Annotated in this window: 15 protein-coding genes; 6 read left to right on the top strand and 9 right to left on the bottom strand. The window is 72.2% G+C overall.

The window, feature by feature from the left end:
* Positions 1–116 precede the first annotated feature (116 nt).
* The 3 genes from AB0B14_RS22720 to AB0B14_RS22710 all read right to left on the bottom strand — a co-directional run bounded on the left by AB0B14_RS22720 (position 117) and on the right by AB0B14_RS22710 (position 4,072).
* Positions 117–1,784, bottom strand: coding sequence for a fumarate hydratase (locus tag AB0B14_RS22720; RefSeq protein ID WP_357068037.1), 1,668 nt, complete (start codon positions 1,782–1,784; stop codon positions 117–119).
* Between the two features lie 281 nt (positions 1,785–2,065).
* Positions 2,066–3,475, bottom strand: a complete 1,410-nt coding sequence (locus AB0B14_RS22715) for a PQQ-binding-like beta-propeller repeat protein (RefSeq protein WP_357524110.1) — start codon at positions 3,473–3,475, stop codon at positions 2,066–2,068.
* A gap of 105 nt (positions 3,476–3,580) precedes the next feature.
* Positions 3,581–4,072 (bottom strand): Lrp/AsnC family transcriptional regulator, encoded by a 492-nt coding sequence (locus tag AB0B14_RS22710; protein WP_357068035.1) that lies wholly within the window; start codon positions 4,070–4,072, stop codon positions 3,581–3,583.
* 130 nt (positions 4,073–4,202) lie between these two features.
* Between AB0B14_RS22710 and hppD the strand changes: the two genes are divergently transcribed.
* From hppD to AB0B14_RS22680, 6 genes are all read left to right on the top strand, one after another.
* Positions 4,203–5,408: a 4-hydroxyphenylpyruvate dioxygenase gene (hppD, locus tag AB0B14_RS22705; RefSeq protein WP_357068033.1), complete on the top strand. Its 1,206-nt coding sequence runs from the start codon at positions 4,203–4,205 to the stop codon at positions 5,406–5,408.
* Between the two features lie 11 nt (positions 5,409–5,419).
* Entirely contained in the window at positions 5,420–6,127 is a 708-nt protein-coding gene (locus AB0B14_RS22700) for an RDD family protein (RefSeq protein WP_357068031.1), read from the top strand.
* A 126-nt stretch (positions 6,128–6,253) separates the two neighbouring features.
* Positions 6,254–7,300 (top strand): RDD family protein, encoded by a 1,047-nt coding sequence (locus AB0B14_RS22695; protein WP_357524014.1) that lies wholly within the window; start codon positions 6,254–6,256, stop codon positions 7,298–7,300.
* Entirely contained in the window at positions 7,297–8,400 is a 1,104-nt protein-coding gene (gene hisC, locus AB0B14_RS22690) for a histidinol-phosphate transaminase (RefSeq protein ID WP_357524013.1), read from the top strand. The genes AB0B14_RS22695 and hisC overlap by 4 nt, the downstream gene beginning before the upstream one ends.
* A 120-nt stretch (positions 8,401–8,520) precedes the next feature.
* Positions 8,521–9,075 (top strand): hypothetical protein, encoded by a 555-nt coding sequence (locus AB0B14_RS22685; RefSeq protein ID WP_357068025.1) that lies wholly within the window; start codon positions 8,521–8,523, stop codon positions 9,073–9,075.
* 160 nt (positions 9,076–9,235) lie between these two features.
* Entirely contained in the window at positions 9,236–10,117 is an 882-nt protein-coding gene (locus AB0B14_RS22680) for a hypothetical protein (RefSeq protein ID WP_357068023.1), read from the top strand.
* Between the two features lie 74 nt (positions 10,118–10,191).
* Here AB0B14_RS22680 and AB0B14_RS22675 read toward each other — a convergent pair whose 3' ends face one another.
* The 6 genes from AB0B14_RS22675 to AB0B14_RS22650 form a co-directional block, all read right to left on the bottom strand.
* Positions 10,192–10,590, bottom strand: coding sequence for an LPXTG cell wall anchor domain-containing protein (locus AB0B14_RS22675; protein ID WP_357524011.1), 399 nt, complete (start codon positions 10,588–10,590; stop codon positions 10,192–10,194).
* Positions 10,591–10,692: 102 nt separating this feature from the next.
* Entirely contained in the window at positions 10,693–11,949 is a 1,257-nt protein-coding gene (locus AB0B14_RS22670) for a PQQ-binding-like beta-propeller repeat protein (RefSeq protein ID WP_357524009.1), read from the bottom strand.
* A gap of 90 nt (positions 11,950–12,039) precedes the next feature.
* The gene (locus tag AB0B14_RS22665; protein WP_357068017.1) at positions 12,040–12,519 is read right to left on the bottom strand and encodes an SRPBCC family protein; all 480 of its coding nucleotides are present in this window, start codon (positions 12,517–12,519) and stop codon (positions 12,040–12,042) included.
* Positions 12,520–12,609: 90 nt separating this feature from the next.
* On the bottom strand, positions 12,610–14,373 hold the full coding sequence (locus tag AB0B14_RS22660) for a helix-turn-helix domain-containing protein (RefSeq protein ID WP_357524007.1): 1,764 nt from the start codon (positions 14,371–14,373) through the stop codon (positions 12,610–12,612).
* Positions 14,374–14,594: 221 nt separating this feature from the next.
* Complete coding sequence (locus tag AB0B14_RS22655; RefSeq protein ID WP_357524005.1) at positions 14,595–15,365, bottom strand: hypothetical protein; 771 nt, start codon at positions 15,363–15,365, stop codon at positions 14,595–14,597.
* 132 nt (positions 15,366–15,497) lie between these two features.
* On the bottom strand, positions 15,498–15,707 hold the full coding sequence (locus tag AB0B14_RS22650) for a DUF397 domain-containing protein (RefSeq protein ID WP_357068011.1): 210 nt from the start codon (positions 15,705–15,707) through the stop codon (positions 15,498–15,500).
* Positions 15,708–15,850: the final 143 nt, after the last annotated feature.

The raw sequence follows: 15,850 nt of genomic DNA, 5'->3' as shown, positions 1-15,850 counted from the left end.
GGGCCAGGCGCACCGATGTCGGTACAACACGGGCGACAAAAGGGGCGTCGAGCGAATTCGCTCGACGCCCCTTTCGTGTACGCGACGGTCGGCGGCGGCCGACGGTGCTGGTCAGGTCAGCGGCGGCCGACGGTGAGCACCGGCTTGGTGACCTCGGCGAAGAAGTCGTTGCCCTTGTCGTCGACGACGATGAAGGCCGGGAAGTCCTCCACCTCGATCTTCCAGACCGCCTCCATGCCCAGCTCCGCGTATTCGAGGACCTCGACGTGCTTGATGCAGTCCTGGGCGAGGCGGGCCGCGGGGCCGCCGATCGAGCCGAGGTAGAAGCCACCGTACTGCTGGCAGGAACGGGTCACCTGGCCGGAGCGGTTGCCCTTGGCGAGCATCACCTGCGAGCCACCCGCGGCCTGGAACTTCTCCACGTAGGCGTCCATCCGGCCGGCAGTGGTCGGGCCGAAGGAGCCGGACGCGTACCCCTCGGGGGTCTTCGCCGGGCCGGCGTAGTAGACGGCGTGGTCGCGCAGGTACCGCGGCATCGGCTCGCCGGCGTCCAGCCGCTCGGCGATCTTGGCGTGCGCGATGTCGCGGGCCACCACGAGCGGGCCGGACAGCGAGAGCCGGGTCTTCACCGGGTATTTCGACAGCTCGGCGCGGATCTCGTCCATCGGCCGGTTGAGGTCGACCCGGACCACCAGTTCGGCGTCGAGCGCGTCGTCGGTGACGTCGGGCAGGAAGCGCGCCGGGTCGGTTTCCAGTCGCTCCAGCCACACGCCCGACGGAGTGATCTTGGCGACCGCCTGCCGGTCCGCCGAACAGGAGACGGCGATCGCCACCGGGCAGGACGCGCCGTGCCGGGGCAGCCGGACCACCCGTACGTCGTGACAGAAGTACCGGCCACCGAACTGCGCCCCGATGCCGAAGTTGCGGGTCAGCTCCAGCACCTCGGCCTCCAACTCCAGGTCGCGGAAGCCGTGCGCGCTCATCGAGCCGGAGGTGGGCAGCGCGTCGAGATACTTCGCGCTGGCGTACTTCGCGGTCTTCAGGGCGTACTCGGCGGAGGTGCCGCCGATGACGATGGCCAGGTGGTACGGCGGGCAGGCGGCGGTGCCGATCAGCCGCAGCTTCTCCTCCAGGAACTGCATCATCCGCGTCGGGTTGAGCAGCGCCTTGGTCTCCTGGTAGAGGTACGACTTGTTGGCCGAGCCGCCACCCTTGGCCATGAACAGGAACTTGTACGCGTCGGGGTGCCCGTCCGGGTCCTCGGCGTACAGGTCGACCTGGGCCGGCAGGTTGCTGCCGGTGTTCCGCTCGTCCCACATGGTCAGCGGGGCGAGCTGGGAGTAGCGCAGGTTGAGCTTGGTGTAGGCCTGGTAGACGCCCCGGGAGATGGCCTCGGCGTCGCCGCCGTCGGTGAGCACGTGCCGGCCGCGCTTGCCCATCACGATCGCGGTGCCGGTGTCCTGACACATCGGCAGCACTCCGCCGGCGGCGATGTTGGCGTTGCGCAGCAGGTCCAGTGCGACGAACCGGTCGTTCGGCGAGGCGGCCGGATCATCGATGATCGCCCGGAGCTGGGCCAGGTGCGCGGGGCGGAGGAAGTGCGCGATGTCGTGCATCGCCTCGGCGGTCAGCGCGGTGAGCGCGGCCGGCTCCACAGTGAGGAACCGGCGGCCTCCCGGGCCGTGTACGACGTCGACGCCCTCGTCGGTGACCAGACGGTAATCCGTCTGGTCGGGGCCGGTCGGCAGCAGGGGGGCGTACGAGAATGCGGCGGCACTGCTCATGAGCGGCAAGCCTAGGGCAGACCGGTCGATCACTCCCACCCGCCGGGCGGGTCCTGGGACGCCGCTCTCATCCCGCGGACCCGTCGCCCGCTCACCCACCCGGTGAGCAGGCCACTTAGGGCCTGTGTCAAAGCCCCTGGCCGGCCTGCGGCGGGCCCAGACGACGACCGGCCGCGTTGGAGATTGGCCCGGCTACAACACCGGTATCCGGGCCAATCTCCGCCTTGCCGGATCGCCGTCTGGACTCCGCCTCGGCTCGACCGAGGACTTTGACACAGGCCCTAGCCGTCCTTGCCGCCGTCCGGGTCGGGGCAGAGCTCGCCCTTCGGGCCGCAGTCGCCGTTGTTCTGCCCACCGGGGCCGGTGCCGCCCGGCCCGGGATTCCCACCGTCGCCGGGTGAGCGGGCGGGCGAGCCTCCGGCAGCGCCGAAGCGGACATATCCGATCTCGCGCCCCTCACCGATGATCATGCCCTGCGAGCCGACCGCGAGGGCGTTCGCCGAGGTGCGCAGGACGGCCAACTCCCGGCAGGTGCGCGGGTCCACCGCGACCAACCGGGACGGCTTCTCGTCCGCGACCACCGCCGCGTACGGGGTCAGCGCGGCACCGGCCTTGCCGCTGGCGGGCCGAGTCCACAGCACCCGGTCGGTGCCGAGCTGACGGGCGACCACCGAACGCTTGTCGGCCGCCCGGAACACCGCGTAGCGGTCGTCGACCGCGATCAACTTGGTGCCCGCTTCGCCGACCCAGAGCAGCCGGCCATCGTACCCGTCGATGACCGCCTCGCGGCCGTCCGGGCCGACACCGATCAGCACGTTCCGCGCACCCTGCGGGTCCTCGCGCTGCACGCAGCCGGCGCTGTCGGCGGTCCGTAGGTTGATCCCGGCCCGCTGCCAGGCCTCCTGCCCGGTCGCCGGGTCGCGGGCCGAGATGGCGAAGTAGCAGGCGCCGTCCTGGGAGCGGGCGGCGATCCGCAGCATCCGGCCGCCCACCACGGACAGCCGCTCGTCCCGGCCGGGTTCGACATTCTGCAACACCCGGCCGGTGGCGGTGTCCACCACGTGCACCCGGCCGTCCACCGGGAAGCCGAGCAGCGGTGGCGCGGGTTCCGCACCGGCCACCCCGTCGTCGATCCGGGTGGCGGTGAGCCGGCGGGTGCCGCGCAGGCCCGGATTGTCGGCGAGCAGGCCGCTGTGCACCCCGGGCAGGAAGGCCGTCCAGATCGGCGCGGTGCCGCGCGGGTCCCAGGCGCTCAGGGTGCAGTCGGTGGCGTCCGTGCAGCGGGCGTCGAGGAGCAGGTTGCGGTAGGTCCACACGGCCACCGCGTCGCCGTCGCGTCGCCGGGTCGCCCCGGTGGTCGGGTCGAGCAGCTCGTACCCCTTGACCAGGAGCTTGCCCACGGCGACGACCGGGTCCCGGTCACCGCCGGCGACCGCCGCCCAGTCGGCCTTGCGCTCCCAGAGCTGCGCGCCGGTGGCCAGGCTGCGCGCCTCGACCCGGGTGCGCTGCTCGACCACGACGGCGTCGCCGGCGATCGTCACACTGCGCGGGGTGCCGCCGATCCGTTGCTGCCAGACCACGTCGGGCTCGGAGATGGGCTCGCTGCGGTCCACCCAGTCCCACAGGCCGGGGAAGGGATTCCACACGCCGGTCGCGGCGAGGGCGACGACCACGGCAAGGCCGAGCAGCAGCCCCCCGCGCACCCTCCCCTTCGCCACCCGCACACCGTAGCCACGATCGCGGATCTTCCGTGCCCTCGCGCCGCCGTGTCGCCGCGCTTTCTGCGCTCGGAGGTGTTACAGCGCCCGTATGGCGCTGCGGACGAGGGGAAGCGTGCGGTATGGGATCTGCTCGGCCAACGCGATGATCGTCGACGCCCGGGTGATGCCGGCGGAGGAGACGATCTGGTCGATGACCCGCTGGAGGTCGGTGTTCGAGCGGGCCACGATCCGGCAGAGCAGGTCACTGGAGCCGGTGATGGTGTGCGCCTCCAGCACCTCGGGGATGGCGGCGAGGTGCGCGGTGACCGGGTCGTGGCCGTGCCGCTGGCTGATCTCCAGGGTGACGAAGCTGGTCACCCCGAACCCGATCGCGGCCGGTGCGATCTCCGGGCCGAAGCCACCGATGACGCCCCGGTCGATCAGCTTGTCCAGCCGGGCCTGCACGGTGCCCCGGGCCACCCCGAGCCGGCGGGAGCACTCCAGCACCCCGATCCGCGGCTCCTCGGCGAGCAGTTCGATCAAGCGCACGTCCAGTGCGTCGAGCTGTACATTCTGCTCACCATTCATGAGTGTTGACCATACCGAATGCGCAACCTGACCAGCATTTACCCGGACAGTTGCCCAGCCGATGCCCGCACCGCGATCCTTCGGTCAACAACCGGCCCACGAGGCCGGCCGGTACGCGAGGGAGGCCATCATGACCCAGGCGATCGACCGACCCCAGTCGACCGAGGACGTCGACGTCGACCGGCTCGTCGGCGCTGTCGACCACGACATCAGCCACGACCCGTTCCCGGTCCGGGGCCTCGACCACGTGCACTTCCTGGTCGGCAACGCCAAGCAGGCCGCGCACTACTACTCCACCGCGTTCGGCATGACCTGTGTGGCGTACCGCGGCCCCGAGCAGGGCTACCGCGACCACGCCCAGTACGTGCTGACCAGCGGCTCGGCCCGGTTCGTGCTGACCGGCGCGGTGCGCCCGGACGCAGACGGCGCCGAGCACGTGGCGAAGCACAGCGACGGGATCAGCGACATCGCGCTGGAGGTCCCGGACGTCGACGCCGCGTACGCGCACGCCGTCGCGCAGGGCGCCGCCAGCGTCGTCGAGCCGCACGAGGTGACCGACGAGCACGGCACGGTCCGGATGGCCGCCATCGCCGCGTACGGCGACACCCGGCACACCCTCGTCGACAGGTCCCGCTACACCGGCCCGTTCCTGCCCGGCTTCGCCGCCCGCGGCCCGATCGTGGACCGGCAGCCGATGATCGCCGCCGGCATCCAGCCGAAGCGCTTCTTCCAGGCCGTCGACCACGTGGTCGGCAACGTGGAGCTGGGCCGGATGGACGAGTGGGTCGAGTTCTACAAGCGGGTGATGGGCTTCTCCAACATGGCGGAGTTCGTCGGCGACGACATCGCCACCGACTACTCGGCGCTGATGAGCAAGGTCGTGGCGAACGGCACCCGGAAGGTGAAGTTCCCGCTCAACGAGCCGGCGATCGCCCGGAAGAAGTCCCAGATCGACGAGTACCTGGAGTTCTACCAGGGCCCCGGGGCGCAGCACATCGCCGTCGCCACCAACGACATCCTGGCCAGCGTCGACGCGATGCGCGCCGCCGGGGTGGAGTTCCTGGACACCCCGGACTCGTACTACGAGGACCCCGAGCTGCGGGCCCGCATCGGCAAGGTGCGGGTGCCGATCGAGGAGCTGAAGGCCCGCAAGATCCTCGTCGACCGCGACGAGGACGGCTACCTGCTGCAGATCTTCACCAAGCCGGTGCAGGACCGCCCGACCGTGTTCTTCGAACTGATCGAGCGGCACGGCTCGCTGGGCTTCGGCAAGGGCAACTTCAAGGCGCTCTTCCAGGCGATCGAGCGAGAGCAGGAAGCACGCGGCAACCTGTAACACTTGCGAGCGTGACGCAGCCTCCGTCGTACCCGACGCCGCCGGTCGGTGGGCCCCAGCCCGCCACCGGCGGCTTCGCGCCGCCGCCCGGACCACACCCCCAGGGGTACGCCGCGCCGCCGCAGTACGCCCCACCCGGGTACGCCCCGCCGCCGTGGCCCGCCGGACCACCCGGCCCGCTGCCGCCGACGCTGAGCCCGGGTGGTCAGCCGCTGGCGAGCTTCGGCGACCGGCTGCTCGCCTGGCTGATCGACACGGCGTTGGCCAGTGCCGTGTCGCTGGTGCTGTTCCTGCCGTTCTTCCTCGTCCTCTGGTGGCGGATGGTCACCGAGATGACCCGGACCAACCCGGACGGCACGCTTGTGGAGCCCGACATGGCGACCTTCTTCGTCGAGTTCCTCCTGCCGATCATGCTGCTACAGCTCGGGCTCTTCGTCGTGACGCTCGGGCTCTACTGGCTCTACCACGTGGAATACCTCAAGCGCGGCGGTCAGACGCTCGGCAAGAAGGTGCTGAAGCTGCGTGTGGTGCCGATCGACCCGACCCGCACGCTGGACCGGCGGATGGCCGGCCGGCGCTGGCTCGTGCAGTACCTCGGTGGCTCGTTGGTCCCGGGAGGCGCCTACGTCGACGGCCTGTGGCAACTCTGGGACAAGCCGTGGCAGCAGTGCCTCCATGACAAGTTCGCCGATACCGTCGTCGTTAAGGTGTCCACGTGAGCGAGCGCAACGACCGAAACAGCAGGCAGCGAAGCGGAGCGGCGGCGTGAGCGAGCGCAGCGAGCGAACCAGCAGGCACAGGAGCGTGGCGCCGCGCGCCGTCGCGCAGCGAAGCGGAGCAGCGGCGTGAGCGTTCAGCCCGGCTGGTATGTCGACCCGGCCGACAGGGAGACCCAGCGTTACTGGGACGGCGAGGGTTGGCTCGGTGCACCCATCTCCGCCGACGCCACCCCGCCGGACGGTCCTCCGCCGGTCGAGCCGCCGCCGGCGCCGGTCACCTCGGCCGTGCCCGCCGCGGCGGGCACCTCGGGCCCGGGGACCGTCGCGCCCGGCGGGCCGCCGCAGCAGGGTCCACCACCGGGGTACGGCCCGCCGCCGGGGCAGGGCCCAGGCTGGGGTCCGCAGGGCGGTCCGTCAGGCTGGGGGCCACCGGCCGGCCCGCCGGCCTGGGGTCCGCAGGGCGGCCCGCCAGGCTGGGCGCCTCCGGGTGGCCACCCGGGTTCAGCACCCCTGCCCGGGCACCCGGGTTGGGTGCCCCCGCCCGGTCACCCGGGTTGGTCGATGCGACCGCCCGAGCCACGACCGCACGGCCTCCGGCTGGCCGGCTACGGCCGCCGGTTCGTTGCTCGGCTTATCGACTTCGGCCTCCTCCTCGCACTGAACATCGTGGCGAACGGCTGGTTCGTCTGGCGCTGGGTGCAGGAGTGGACCCCGTACTGGCAGGAGATCTTCCGGCGGGCGGCCCGGGGTGACACCTCCGCCGAGGGCCTGCCGTTGCCCGACCAGCAGGCCAACTCGCTCCTGGTGGTGATCCTGCTGGTCGCCACCGCGCTCTGGCTGGCGTACGAGGTGCCCGCCATGGCCGCTGGTGGGCAGACCGTCGGCAAGCGGGTGATGCGAATCCGGGCGGTGCCGATCGCCGCCGACCAGCCGCTGGGCATGGGCCGGGCACTGGTCCGGTGGAGCCTGCTGGGTCTGCCGACTCTGATCTGGTACTGCGCAGGGATCGGCCTGGTGGTGCAACTTGTCGACGCCCTCTCCCCACTCTTCGACCAGCCGCTGCGCCAGGCGCTGCACGACAAACGCGCCCAGACGGTGGTCGTCGAGGTTCCCCACCACACCGGACCCACCCCCTCGAACGACCGCAACCACCCCCCGGGAGACACCCCATGACCGACTCCGGACGTCACCAGCCGGCGCTGCGGCTGACCCGCGCCGACCTGGACGCGCTGCCCAACTACGTGCCGGGGCGCAGTCCCGCCGACCTGGCTCGGGAGTTGGGCCTACCGGAGGCCATCAAGCTGGCCAGCAACGAGGTTCCGTACGGGCCGCTGCCCGGCGTGGTGGAGGCGGTCACCGAGGCGATCAGCACCTCGCACCGCTACCCGGACATGGGCGTGGTCGCGCTGCGGGAGGCGCTGGCCCAGCGGTACGGGGTGGACGCCGACCGGATCGCCACCGGCTGCGGGTCGGTGGCGCTCGCCGAGCACCTGGTGCGGGCCACCTGCCTGCCCGGCGACGAGGTGCTCTACTCGTGGCGGTCCTTCGAGGCGTACCCGATCATTGTGGCGACCAGCGGCGCGACAAGCGTGCGGCTGCCCAACGACGCCGGGCACGGGCACGACCTGGCGGCGATGGCCGCGGCGGTGACCGACCGGACCCGGGTGATTTTCGTCTGCAACCCGAACAACCCCACCGGCACCGCCGTACGCCGGGTCGACCTGGACCGGTTCCTCGACGCGGTGCCGGACGACGTGCTGGTGGTGATCGACGAGGCGTACCGGGAGTTCGTCACCGACGCGGAGGTGCCGGACGGGCTCGACTACCTGGACCGGCCCAACGTCGCGGTGCTGCGCACCCTGTCCAAGGCGTGGGGGCTCGCCGGGCTGCGGATGGGCTGGCTGGTCGCCCAGCCGGTGGTCGCGGCGGCCATCCGCAAGGTGGCGACCCCGTTCTCCAGCAGCACGGCGGCCCAGGCCGGGGCACTCGCCGCGCTGGCACAGGCGACGGAGATGGAGCGGCGCTGCGCCCTTGTCGTCGCCGAGCGGGACCGGGTCACCGAGGCGCTGCGCAAGTTCGTGCCCGAGGTGCCGACGAGCCAGGCCAACTTCGTCTGGCTGCCGCTGGCCGAGCGGGCGGTGGCGTTCGGCAAGGCGTGCGAGGCGCGCGGGGTGATCGTGCGGCCGTTCGCCGGGGACGGGGTTCGGGTCACCATCGGCACCCCCGCCGAGAACGACGCGTTCCTGGCCGCGGCGGAGTCCGCACTGACCTGACCCGGAACGGGTCATAAGCGTTGTTTGTCCACTTCCATCCCGCTAACTGCCCTATCTTCCGAAGTAGCCGGCTGTGTCGAGGAATCACGCCGGCTCACTTCGAGAACGGGGTAACCAACAGTGCGTACTGCCAAGATCTGTCTCGCCGGAGCGGCCGCCGCCGCGATGGTCGGCTTCCTCGCGGCACCGGCCGCCGCCGCGCCGACCGACACCACCACCGTCACCTTCGAGGTGGAGGCGGGCACCCTCGACATCGACGCGCCGGCCACCGCCGACCTGGGCGGCGGCGCGCCCGGCACCACCATCACCGGCCAACTCGGCCCGGTCACGGTCACCGACTCCCGGGGTGCGGCGGACGCCTCCTGGGTGGCCACGGTGACGGCCAGCGTCTTCCAGACCGGCGGCGGCACCCCCGCCGAGACGGTTCTGCCGGGGGAGATCGACTACTGGTCCGGCCCGGCGACGGCGACCACCGGCACCGGCACCTTCACGCCCGGTCAGGCCAACGCCGGCGCAGCGGAGCCGCTGGACAGCGTCACGCCGGTCACGGCGTTCACCCACACCGGTGGCACCGGTGGTAACACCGCGACCTGGAACCCGACCCTGATCGTCAACGTGCCGCTGGACAGCATCGCGGGCGTCTACACCGGGACGGTGACGCATTCGGTGGCCTAGCCGCCACGGCCGGTCGACCGTCGCGGTCGCGCTGGCGCTGCTCAGCCTCGCCGGTCCGGGTCTGTCGACCCGGGCCGGCGCGGTCGAGCCGGACGCCGACGACCGCCTCGGGATACGGCTGCTGGAGGCGCCGACCAATCGCCGCGACGACCCCCGGGCGTTGCGGTACATCGTCGATCACCTGCCGCCGGGCACCACCATCAAGCGGCAACTGCTGATCAGCAATCGCACCGACGAGGCCCGCCGCATCGACGTCTATCCGGCGGCGGCCACCGTGGAAGGGTCCGAGTTCAGGTTCGGCGAGGGCCGCGCGACAAACGAGCTGACCTCGTGGATCACCCTCGACAAGTCCGTCGTGGAGGTGGAACCGTGGGGCGAGGCCCGGGTCCTGGCCACCATCGTGGTGCCGCGGGCCGCCTCACGCGGCGAGCGGTACGGGGTGGTCTGGGCGTCCGCCACCTCGGCGCCCCGCTCCGACGGGGAGGTCACCCAGATCCACCGGGTCGGCGTCCGGATGTACCTCGACATCGGGCCAGGCGGCGAGCCGGTCTCCGACTTCTCGATCGGTGAGCTTCGCCCGGCCCGCGACCCCGAGGGCGTGCCCTCGGTGACCGCCCAGGTCACCAACACCGGTGGTCGTGCCATCGACCTGACCGGCTCGGTCGCCCTCAGCGAGGGACCGGCCGACAGCCGAGCCGGCCCATTCCAGGTCGGACAGGGCGTCACCCTGCCGCCGGGCGGCTCCGGGCAGGTCATCGCCCGGCTGCCGGCCGAGCTGCCGAACGGGCCCTGGAAGATCGAGGTGAACCTGGAGAGCGGGATGGTCAAGCGCAGCATCACCGCGCAGATCGAGTTTCCCGACGCGGGTCAGGTCGGCAAGCGGGGCAGCGTCATCTCCCGGATGACGTCCGCCTGGACCGTGGCGGCAGCCGTCGCGGGCCTCCTGCTCATCGCCGGCCTCGTGATGCTGGCCCGTCGATCCCGGCGGTCCACCCGGCCCCCCACCGGCCGTCCACGGGAGCGGGTCTCGGCCGGACACTGACGCCACGCCGGCGGCCGCGCAACGCATCGGCCGCCGGCGGCGGACTCGGGTCAACCGCCGACGGCCGGCGTACGTCACACGCGCCGCCAGCGACGGGCGGCGAGCCCACCGACGATCAGCAGGAGCACGCCCAGCCCGACGAGCAGCAACGTCGACCCGCCGGAACCGGTGACCGGCAGTTGACCGTGGCTGGGCGTGGGCTGGGGTGGTGCCGGCGTGGGTTGCGTCGGCGTGGGCGTGGGTGGCGCGGGTTGCGTGGGTGTGGGCGTGGGCGGCGTGGGTTGGGTGGGCGTCGGCGACGCCGGCAGGATCTCGAAGGTGACGCCGGTGTCCGCCGACGGCGCCGCCCGGACGGCAGCGAACCCGCGCGCCGAGGCGGGATCCGCGCCCAGCACCGGCGGAACCGCCAGCGCGAGGCTCGCGGCGGCGGCCAGTGCGCCGCCCACGAGGTAGTTGGCTGCTGTCCTGCCCATGCGCCGACCCCTTCCCGAGGAAAACCTGAACCGCGAAAAACATATCCTTTACCGACAAAAGGTATGGACGGTTCGGATCCTCGGGCGCCGAAGACGCCACGATCAGGTGGCGGCCAGGATCACCGCCTCCGACGTCAGGTAGTAACGCTTGTCGTCCCCGTCGGGGTCCACCGGCCTGCGGAGCCGTTCCACCGCGACGAAGCCGCCCCCGACCCCCACCGCCCCAGGCGCCCAGCCCGTCCCGTCCCGCCCGACGTTGAGCGAGAAGCGGGACAGTTGCCCACCGGTCGCCGGGTCCAGCGTCACCAGGTCGTTGGTCTCGGTCAGCAGGTGCACCCGGCCGGGCTGCGCGGCCAGCACCCGTACCGCACCAAGATCGGCCGACCGCCACAGCTCCGCGCCCGTACGCGCCGAACGACCCACCGCCACCCCGTCGAGCACCACGACTGCCCGTTCACCCACCACCGTGGCCCCGGCCGGATCGAGCGCGGGGGCGGCGACCGGCTCACCGGTGCCCAGCAGCCATCCCCGGCCGGCCGCGTCGCCCGGTCCAGCGGTGCGCAGGGCCGGGCAGTCCGACCGGCCGGTACGACAACCGAGCGGAGTCACCACCAACTCGTCCGCCCCACCCGGCGGCCGCCACCGTTCGCGTACCGCACCCGTCGCCGCGTCCCGGAACTCGACAGTGGCCGGGCCGGCGCACCGGTCCAGACCGATCAGCTGCCCGGAGGCGGTGGTGCCGACGTCACTGCGGCAACCGCCGGGCAGGTCGACCCGCCACAGCTGCCGACCGCCGCGCACCTCGACCCCGCGCGCCTCGGCGTCTCCGCTGGCCACCACCACCGTGCGACCGTCCGGAAGTTCGGTGAGATGCAGCCCGCTCGGGTCCCAGACGGTGGCCGCACCGGTACGGCGTACCACCGCAGCGCTCTTCACGGGCTCCGGGCCGTCGGCCCTCCACAGCACCCGACCGGTCGGCGCGTCGAGCGCGACAAGGCGACCGTCGGACCAACGGCTCACCACCGTGCTGCCGCTGGCCACCACCCCGGTCAACTCCGCCGGCCAGCGCCGGTACGACCAGTACGGGGTGGTCCGGTACCGCCAGTCCACCGGCCGGTCGGCGTAGACCTGGCGGTGCGCGGCGTACACCCGCAGTCTGCCGTCCACGATCAACGGGGCGACCGGCAGTCGACCGACCACGCCGGCAGCCGGTTGGGCCGCGGGCGGATAGTCGGCTCGGGCCACCGTGCTCACCTCGGCCGGCGCGAGCACCCGGTAACCGATGACCACGACGGCCACTGTCGCGAGCAGCGCCACGACCGCCATCGCGAGCCGTCGTCGGCCCCTCGGGATCCCCATGCCGCACCTCCGCCCGGCACCCTACCCAGGGCAACCGGCCGGACCCCGCGCAGGTCACGGCGACCACGTGCGCAGGGTGACCGGCCGCGCTCAGGCGGCTTCGACGGAGCCGGCACCGGCCGCGATGGCCAGGTCGGCGAGGTCGCGCCGGAGTGCCACCTCGACCGCCCGCGCGGCGAGGTGGCCGAGCAACAGCGCCACCACCCGGCCGTACGGAGCGGTCGGCACGGCCTCGTGGGTGACGGTGACCGCCGTACAACCTCGTCGGCGACGCCGGACCTGTCGCAAACTCCAGGTGATCCGGTAATCCACGCCGGCACCGGAGGAACACAGCACCAGCCGGTGTGGGGCCTGTGTCTCCACCACCAGGAACTCTTCGGTCAACGTGCCGCCGTCGGGCTGGGCGCGCTCCTCACGCCAGGCGGTGCCCGGCCCGAACGGACCCGGGGTGAGCACCTCGATCGGGCCGGCGGCGGTCAGCCGGACCGCGCGGCCGGGCAGGTCGGTCAGCAGACACCAGACATCGACAGCGTCCGCCTCGATGAACCTGGTAACCGCCACCGTCGACATGCCAGCCTCCCGTGTCCCCGACGGTACGCGGAGTAAGCGCCAGCCGTGGCCCCCCGGAACGAATTTTCCACAGGTGCGGACCTGCGGGCGCTACGGCTTGAAGAGGAACACCTGCACACTGTCGTTGAAACAGGACACCTGGGCGACAGCGGTGCCCGCCGTTCGGCCACCGTCGATCGGGCCGACGCACATCTTCGGTGCGGTCGCGGGGTGCAGCCGGTAACCCTGGCCCGCGTTCGTCTGGACCGGTTCGAGAATGAACCGCTGATCCGGACGATCGCAGTAGCCGCGCGGTGCCAGCAACTGCCCGTGGGCGGTCGATGGTCCGCCGTTCGGGTCGGGGTCGACCTGTAGGCATCCGCCACCGCCGGACGGGCGCGCCCAGTAGATCTGGTACGTGTTCGTCGCCACCTTCCGCAGCTCGCTGGCGGCGGGCTCGGCCTCGGCACACGGGACGATCACGGCCACCTCCGGCCGGTCGTTCCCGGGTTCCGGACCAACGCCCACGCAGTTCGACCCACCGTCGGTGGCCGCCGGCATCATGCGGTACGTCCCGGCCGCGGGCAGCGCGGCGGCGGCCGGCTTCGTCGGCGATGCCTTGGGTGACCTCGGCGCCCTGGTCGTGGGCGCGGGGACGACGATGATCGACGGAGCGCTGGGGCTGGCTGTCCTCCCGCCGCGATCCTTCGACAGCAGTTGCCCCCCGTCGTCCTGGGCGACTGTCGGCCCCGCCTGCACACCTGCCGGGCCGTCGCCCCGGTTGGCATCGCGGAGCGCCCGGACCGCCACGCCGACGGCTACCAGGACCAGCAGGACAACCATCGCGCCGAGGAGCACGCGCGTCGACCAGCCGGCCCGAAAAGCCAGCGGCGGCACGAAGTCGCGCAGCCGCAGCGGTGCGACGGCCACCCCGTCGGCCTCCGCGGCCCGCTTGCGGTGCAGCCCCGACCAGGCGCCGTCGCGCCGGTTCCGCACGACCGTGGCCAGCGGCCCGTCGGAGTACGCGTGGACACGCGACGGCCGATCCACGGTCGGGACGGATTCGCCCGCGGCCGGCTCGGGCGGCGCGTCAGCCGGCTCGGGCGGCGCGGCGGCCAGCTCGGACCGCGCGTCAGCCGGCTCGGACCGCGTTGCGGCCGAGTCGGACCGCGTCGTAGCCGAGTCGGGCGGCGCGGCGGCCAGCTCGGACCGCGTTGCGGCCGGCTCGGGCTCCCGGGGCGATGCTTCGAGTTCGCGCGGGGCGGACGAATCCGGGGCGGCCGCGTATCGGTACGGCTTGTCGGCGACGGCGGCTGGCTTGCCGCGTGTCGATCCGGCGACAGCCGACCCACTGGTCACCGTGTCGCTGCTGCCCGGCTCGTCGGCGGTCGTCGTCTCCGGCGGCTGCTCGCCACCGCGTTCCCAGTCGGTCACCTGGGACAGTTCGGCCGGTAGGGGCGGTACCGCGTCGAGCAACCCCCACGGCGGGCGGACCCTCGGCTCGTCGGCGATCGAGTTGGCACCGGCCATCCCCGCGGCGGCGACGACGGTGGCGACCGGCTCGGGCTGACCGGCCGCGGCCGCAGCGAGCCCCTTGCGCACCGTGATCCAGGCGTCCACCGTGTCCTGATCGCCGCCGCAGGCCCGGACGAAGGCCGCGACCAGCTCCTCCCTCGGCAGGGTGGCCCGGCCCAACGCCGTGTTCAGCGTGCTGTGCGGCAGCACGTCGCCGGCCTCCTGCGCCTTCCTCGTAACCTGCCGAATGGTCAGTCCGGACCACTGACGAAGCGCGCGCAGCTGGGCCACGAACTCGGCCGCCGAGCCGGCGGCCTGTGGGTCAGGCGCCCCACCGGCGGTGGGCTGCTCGTTCGCCATCGACAGTTCCTCCCCCGCGCTCAGGCAGCCCGACACGCCGGCTGGCGCATTCGTGCGCCGACTCCGCTCGATGCTGACCGGGCCCGGTCGACAGTGGACGACCCACCGCCCGGCCGATTGAGCATGGCCGGGCGGTGGGAACGTTTCAAGTCGGTACGACTGATGATCAGGCCGGAGAGTCGGCGAGGGTCACCTGAGCGAGGCCCTCGGCGGTGCGCCGACTAGTAGGTGAAGCACTTGTGGTGCGTGGGGTCGTACGCGCGGATCTTGTTGTAGACCCGTGAGCAACTGCCCTTCTCCGTGATGGTCTGCCAGGCCGATGGCTGACACGATCGCATGTCACCGCACTGGTTGGTGCGGTAGGAAGCGGCCCCGGCCATCCAACCGCGGACGATGCTGCAGTTCGTCAGCTGCTTGTAGACGTACTCGCCGCCCCCCGAACGGAACTGCACGTACGCGTCGCCCGGCCTGGAGTTGCGGGTCGCCCAGAACCAGGGCGACGTCTTCTGCCACTGGAACGTACGGCGCGGGTTGTACCGCTTGTATCCGTGCCCTTCGCACGGCCTGGCCTTCTTCGCACCGGCGGCGGCCCGATCGGCGGTGACCTCGTTGCTCTGGGCCAGTTCGCCGCTGTCCTCGGCGGCGTCGGAGTCGGCGTCGGCGTCGGCGTCGGCGGCGCTGCCCTCGGCCAGCTCGCTGCCGTCGGCGGCGGCCCGGTCGGCGGTGACCTCGTCGCCCTCGGTCAGTTCGCTGCTGGACCGTTCGGCGATGGCCCGTTCGGCGCTGCCGTCGTTGCCCTGGGCCGAGGTGCCACTGGAGCCTTCGGCTGCGGGCTGGATGACCTGCACGCGACTCTTGGCGGCGTTGGCGTTGTCACCCGAGCCGGTCACCAGGGCCAGGATCACGCTGAGCGCGGCGAGCAGGGAGATGATGCCGAGGATTGCGTTTCGTGTGTTGGGGCGAATTCCGCCCACAACCGAATGGGTTCTCATGTCCTCCAGACCAGCTGTACGAACTGGTCTCGGCAAGCGATCCGACGCCTGGGACAGTCCCGGACGACCACCGGGACAGGCCCTGGACGACAGTTCGGCACCGGTCGTCGCCGACCGGTGCCGAAACGGCGGTCAGCGTTCGAAACGACCGACTCGAATCGCGCCGATGAACGCCGTCCACCCAGGCGGGCTGACCGCGAGTGTGGGGCCGGCCTGGTCCTTGGAGTCGCGGATGGCGACCAGACCACGGACATCGACCAGGTTGTCTGCCACTTCCACGCAGAGTCCCTGGTCGTTGGAGCGGCTGCTGGTACGCCAGACCGCGCCCGCGAGATCGTGCATAGTCGTTACCTCCGTGTGCGATGGGCCCCACCGCCGCTGGCAACCAGGAGGGTGGCCCGGACCGTGCGGCGAGGCGACGTATCCGGACGATCAACGGATCAACCAGGGCCGGCGGTCGCACAGCCGGTGCGACCACGGGTCCC

This window comes from Micromonospora sp. NPDC049171 (assembly GCF_040648275.1).
In the GTDB taxonomy this organism is placed as follows: Bacteria; Actinomycetota; Actinomycetes; order Mycobacteriales; family Micromonosporaceae; genus Micromonospora.
This window is presented reverse-complemented; position numbering and strand designations above follow the sequence as displayed.

Coding starts and splice junctions, on each gene's coding strand:
- AB0B14_RS22670 (WP_357524009.1), bottom strand. CDS start 11,949: ATGGGGATCCCGAGGGGCCGACGACGGCTCGCGATGGCGGTCGTGGCG.
- AB0B14_RS22675 (WP_357524011.1), bottom strand. CDS start 10,590: ATGGGCAGGACAGCAGCCAACTACCTCGTGGGCGGCGCACTGGCCGCC.
- AB0B14_RS22650 (WP_357068011.1), bottom strand. CDS start 15,707: ATGCACGATCTCGCGGGCGCGGTCTGGCGTACCAGCAGCCGCTCCAAC.
- hppD (WP_357068033.1), top strand. CDS start 4,203: ATGACCCAGGCGATCGACCGACCCCAGTCGACCGAGGACGTCGACGTC.
- AB0B14_RS22655 (WP_357524005.1), bottom strand. CDS start 15,365: ATGAGAACCCATTCGGTTGTGGGCGGAATTCGCCCCAACACACGAAAC.
- AB0B14_RS22710 (WP_357068035.1), bottom strand. CDS start 4,072: ATGAATGGTGAGCAGAATGTACAGCTCGACGCACTGGACGTGCGCTTG.
- AB0B14_RS22665 (WP_357068017.1), bottom strand. CDS start 12,519: ATGTCGACGGTGGCGGTTACCAGGTTCATCGAGGCGGACGCTGTCGAT.
- AB0B14_RS22720 (WP_357068037.1), bottom strand. CDS start 1,784: ATGAGCAGTGCCGCCGCATTCTCGTACGCCCCCCTGCTGCCGACCGGC.
- hisC (WP_357524013.1), top strand. CDS start 7,297: ATGACCGACTCCGGACGTCACCAGCCGGCGCTGCGGCTGACCCGCGCC.
- AB0B14_RS22660 (WP_357524007.1), bottom strand. CDS start 14,373: ATGGCGAACGAGCAGCCCACCGCCGGTGGGGCGCCTGACCCACAGGCC.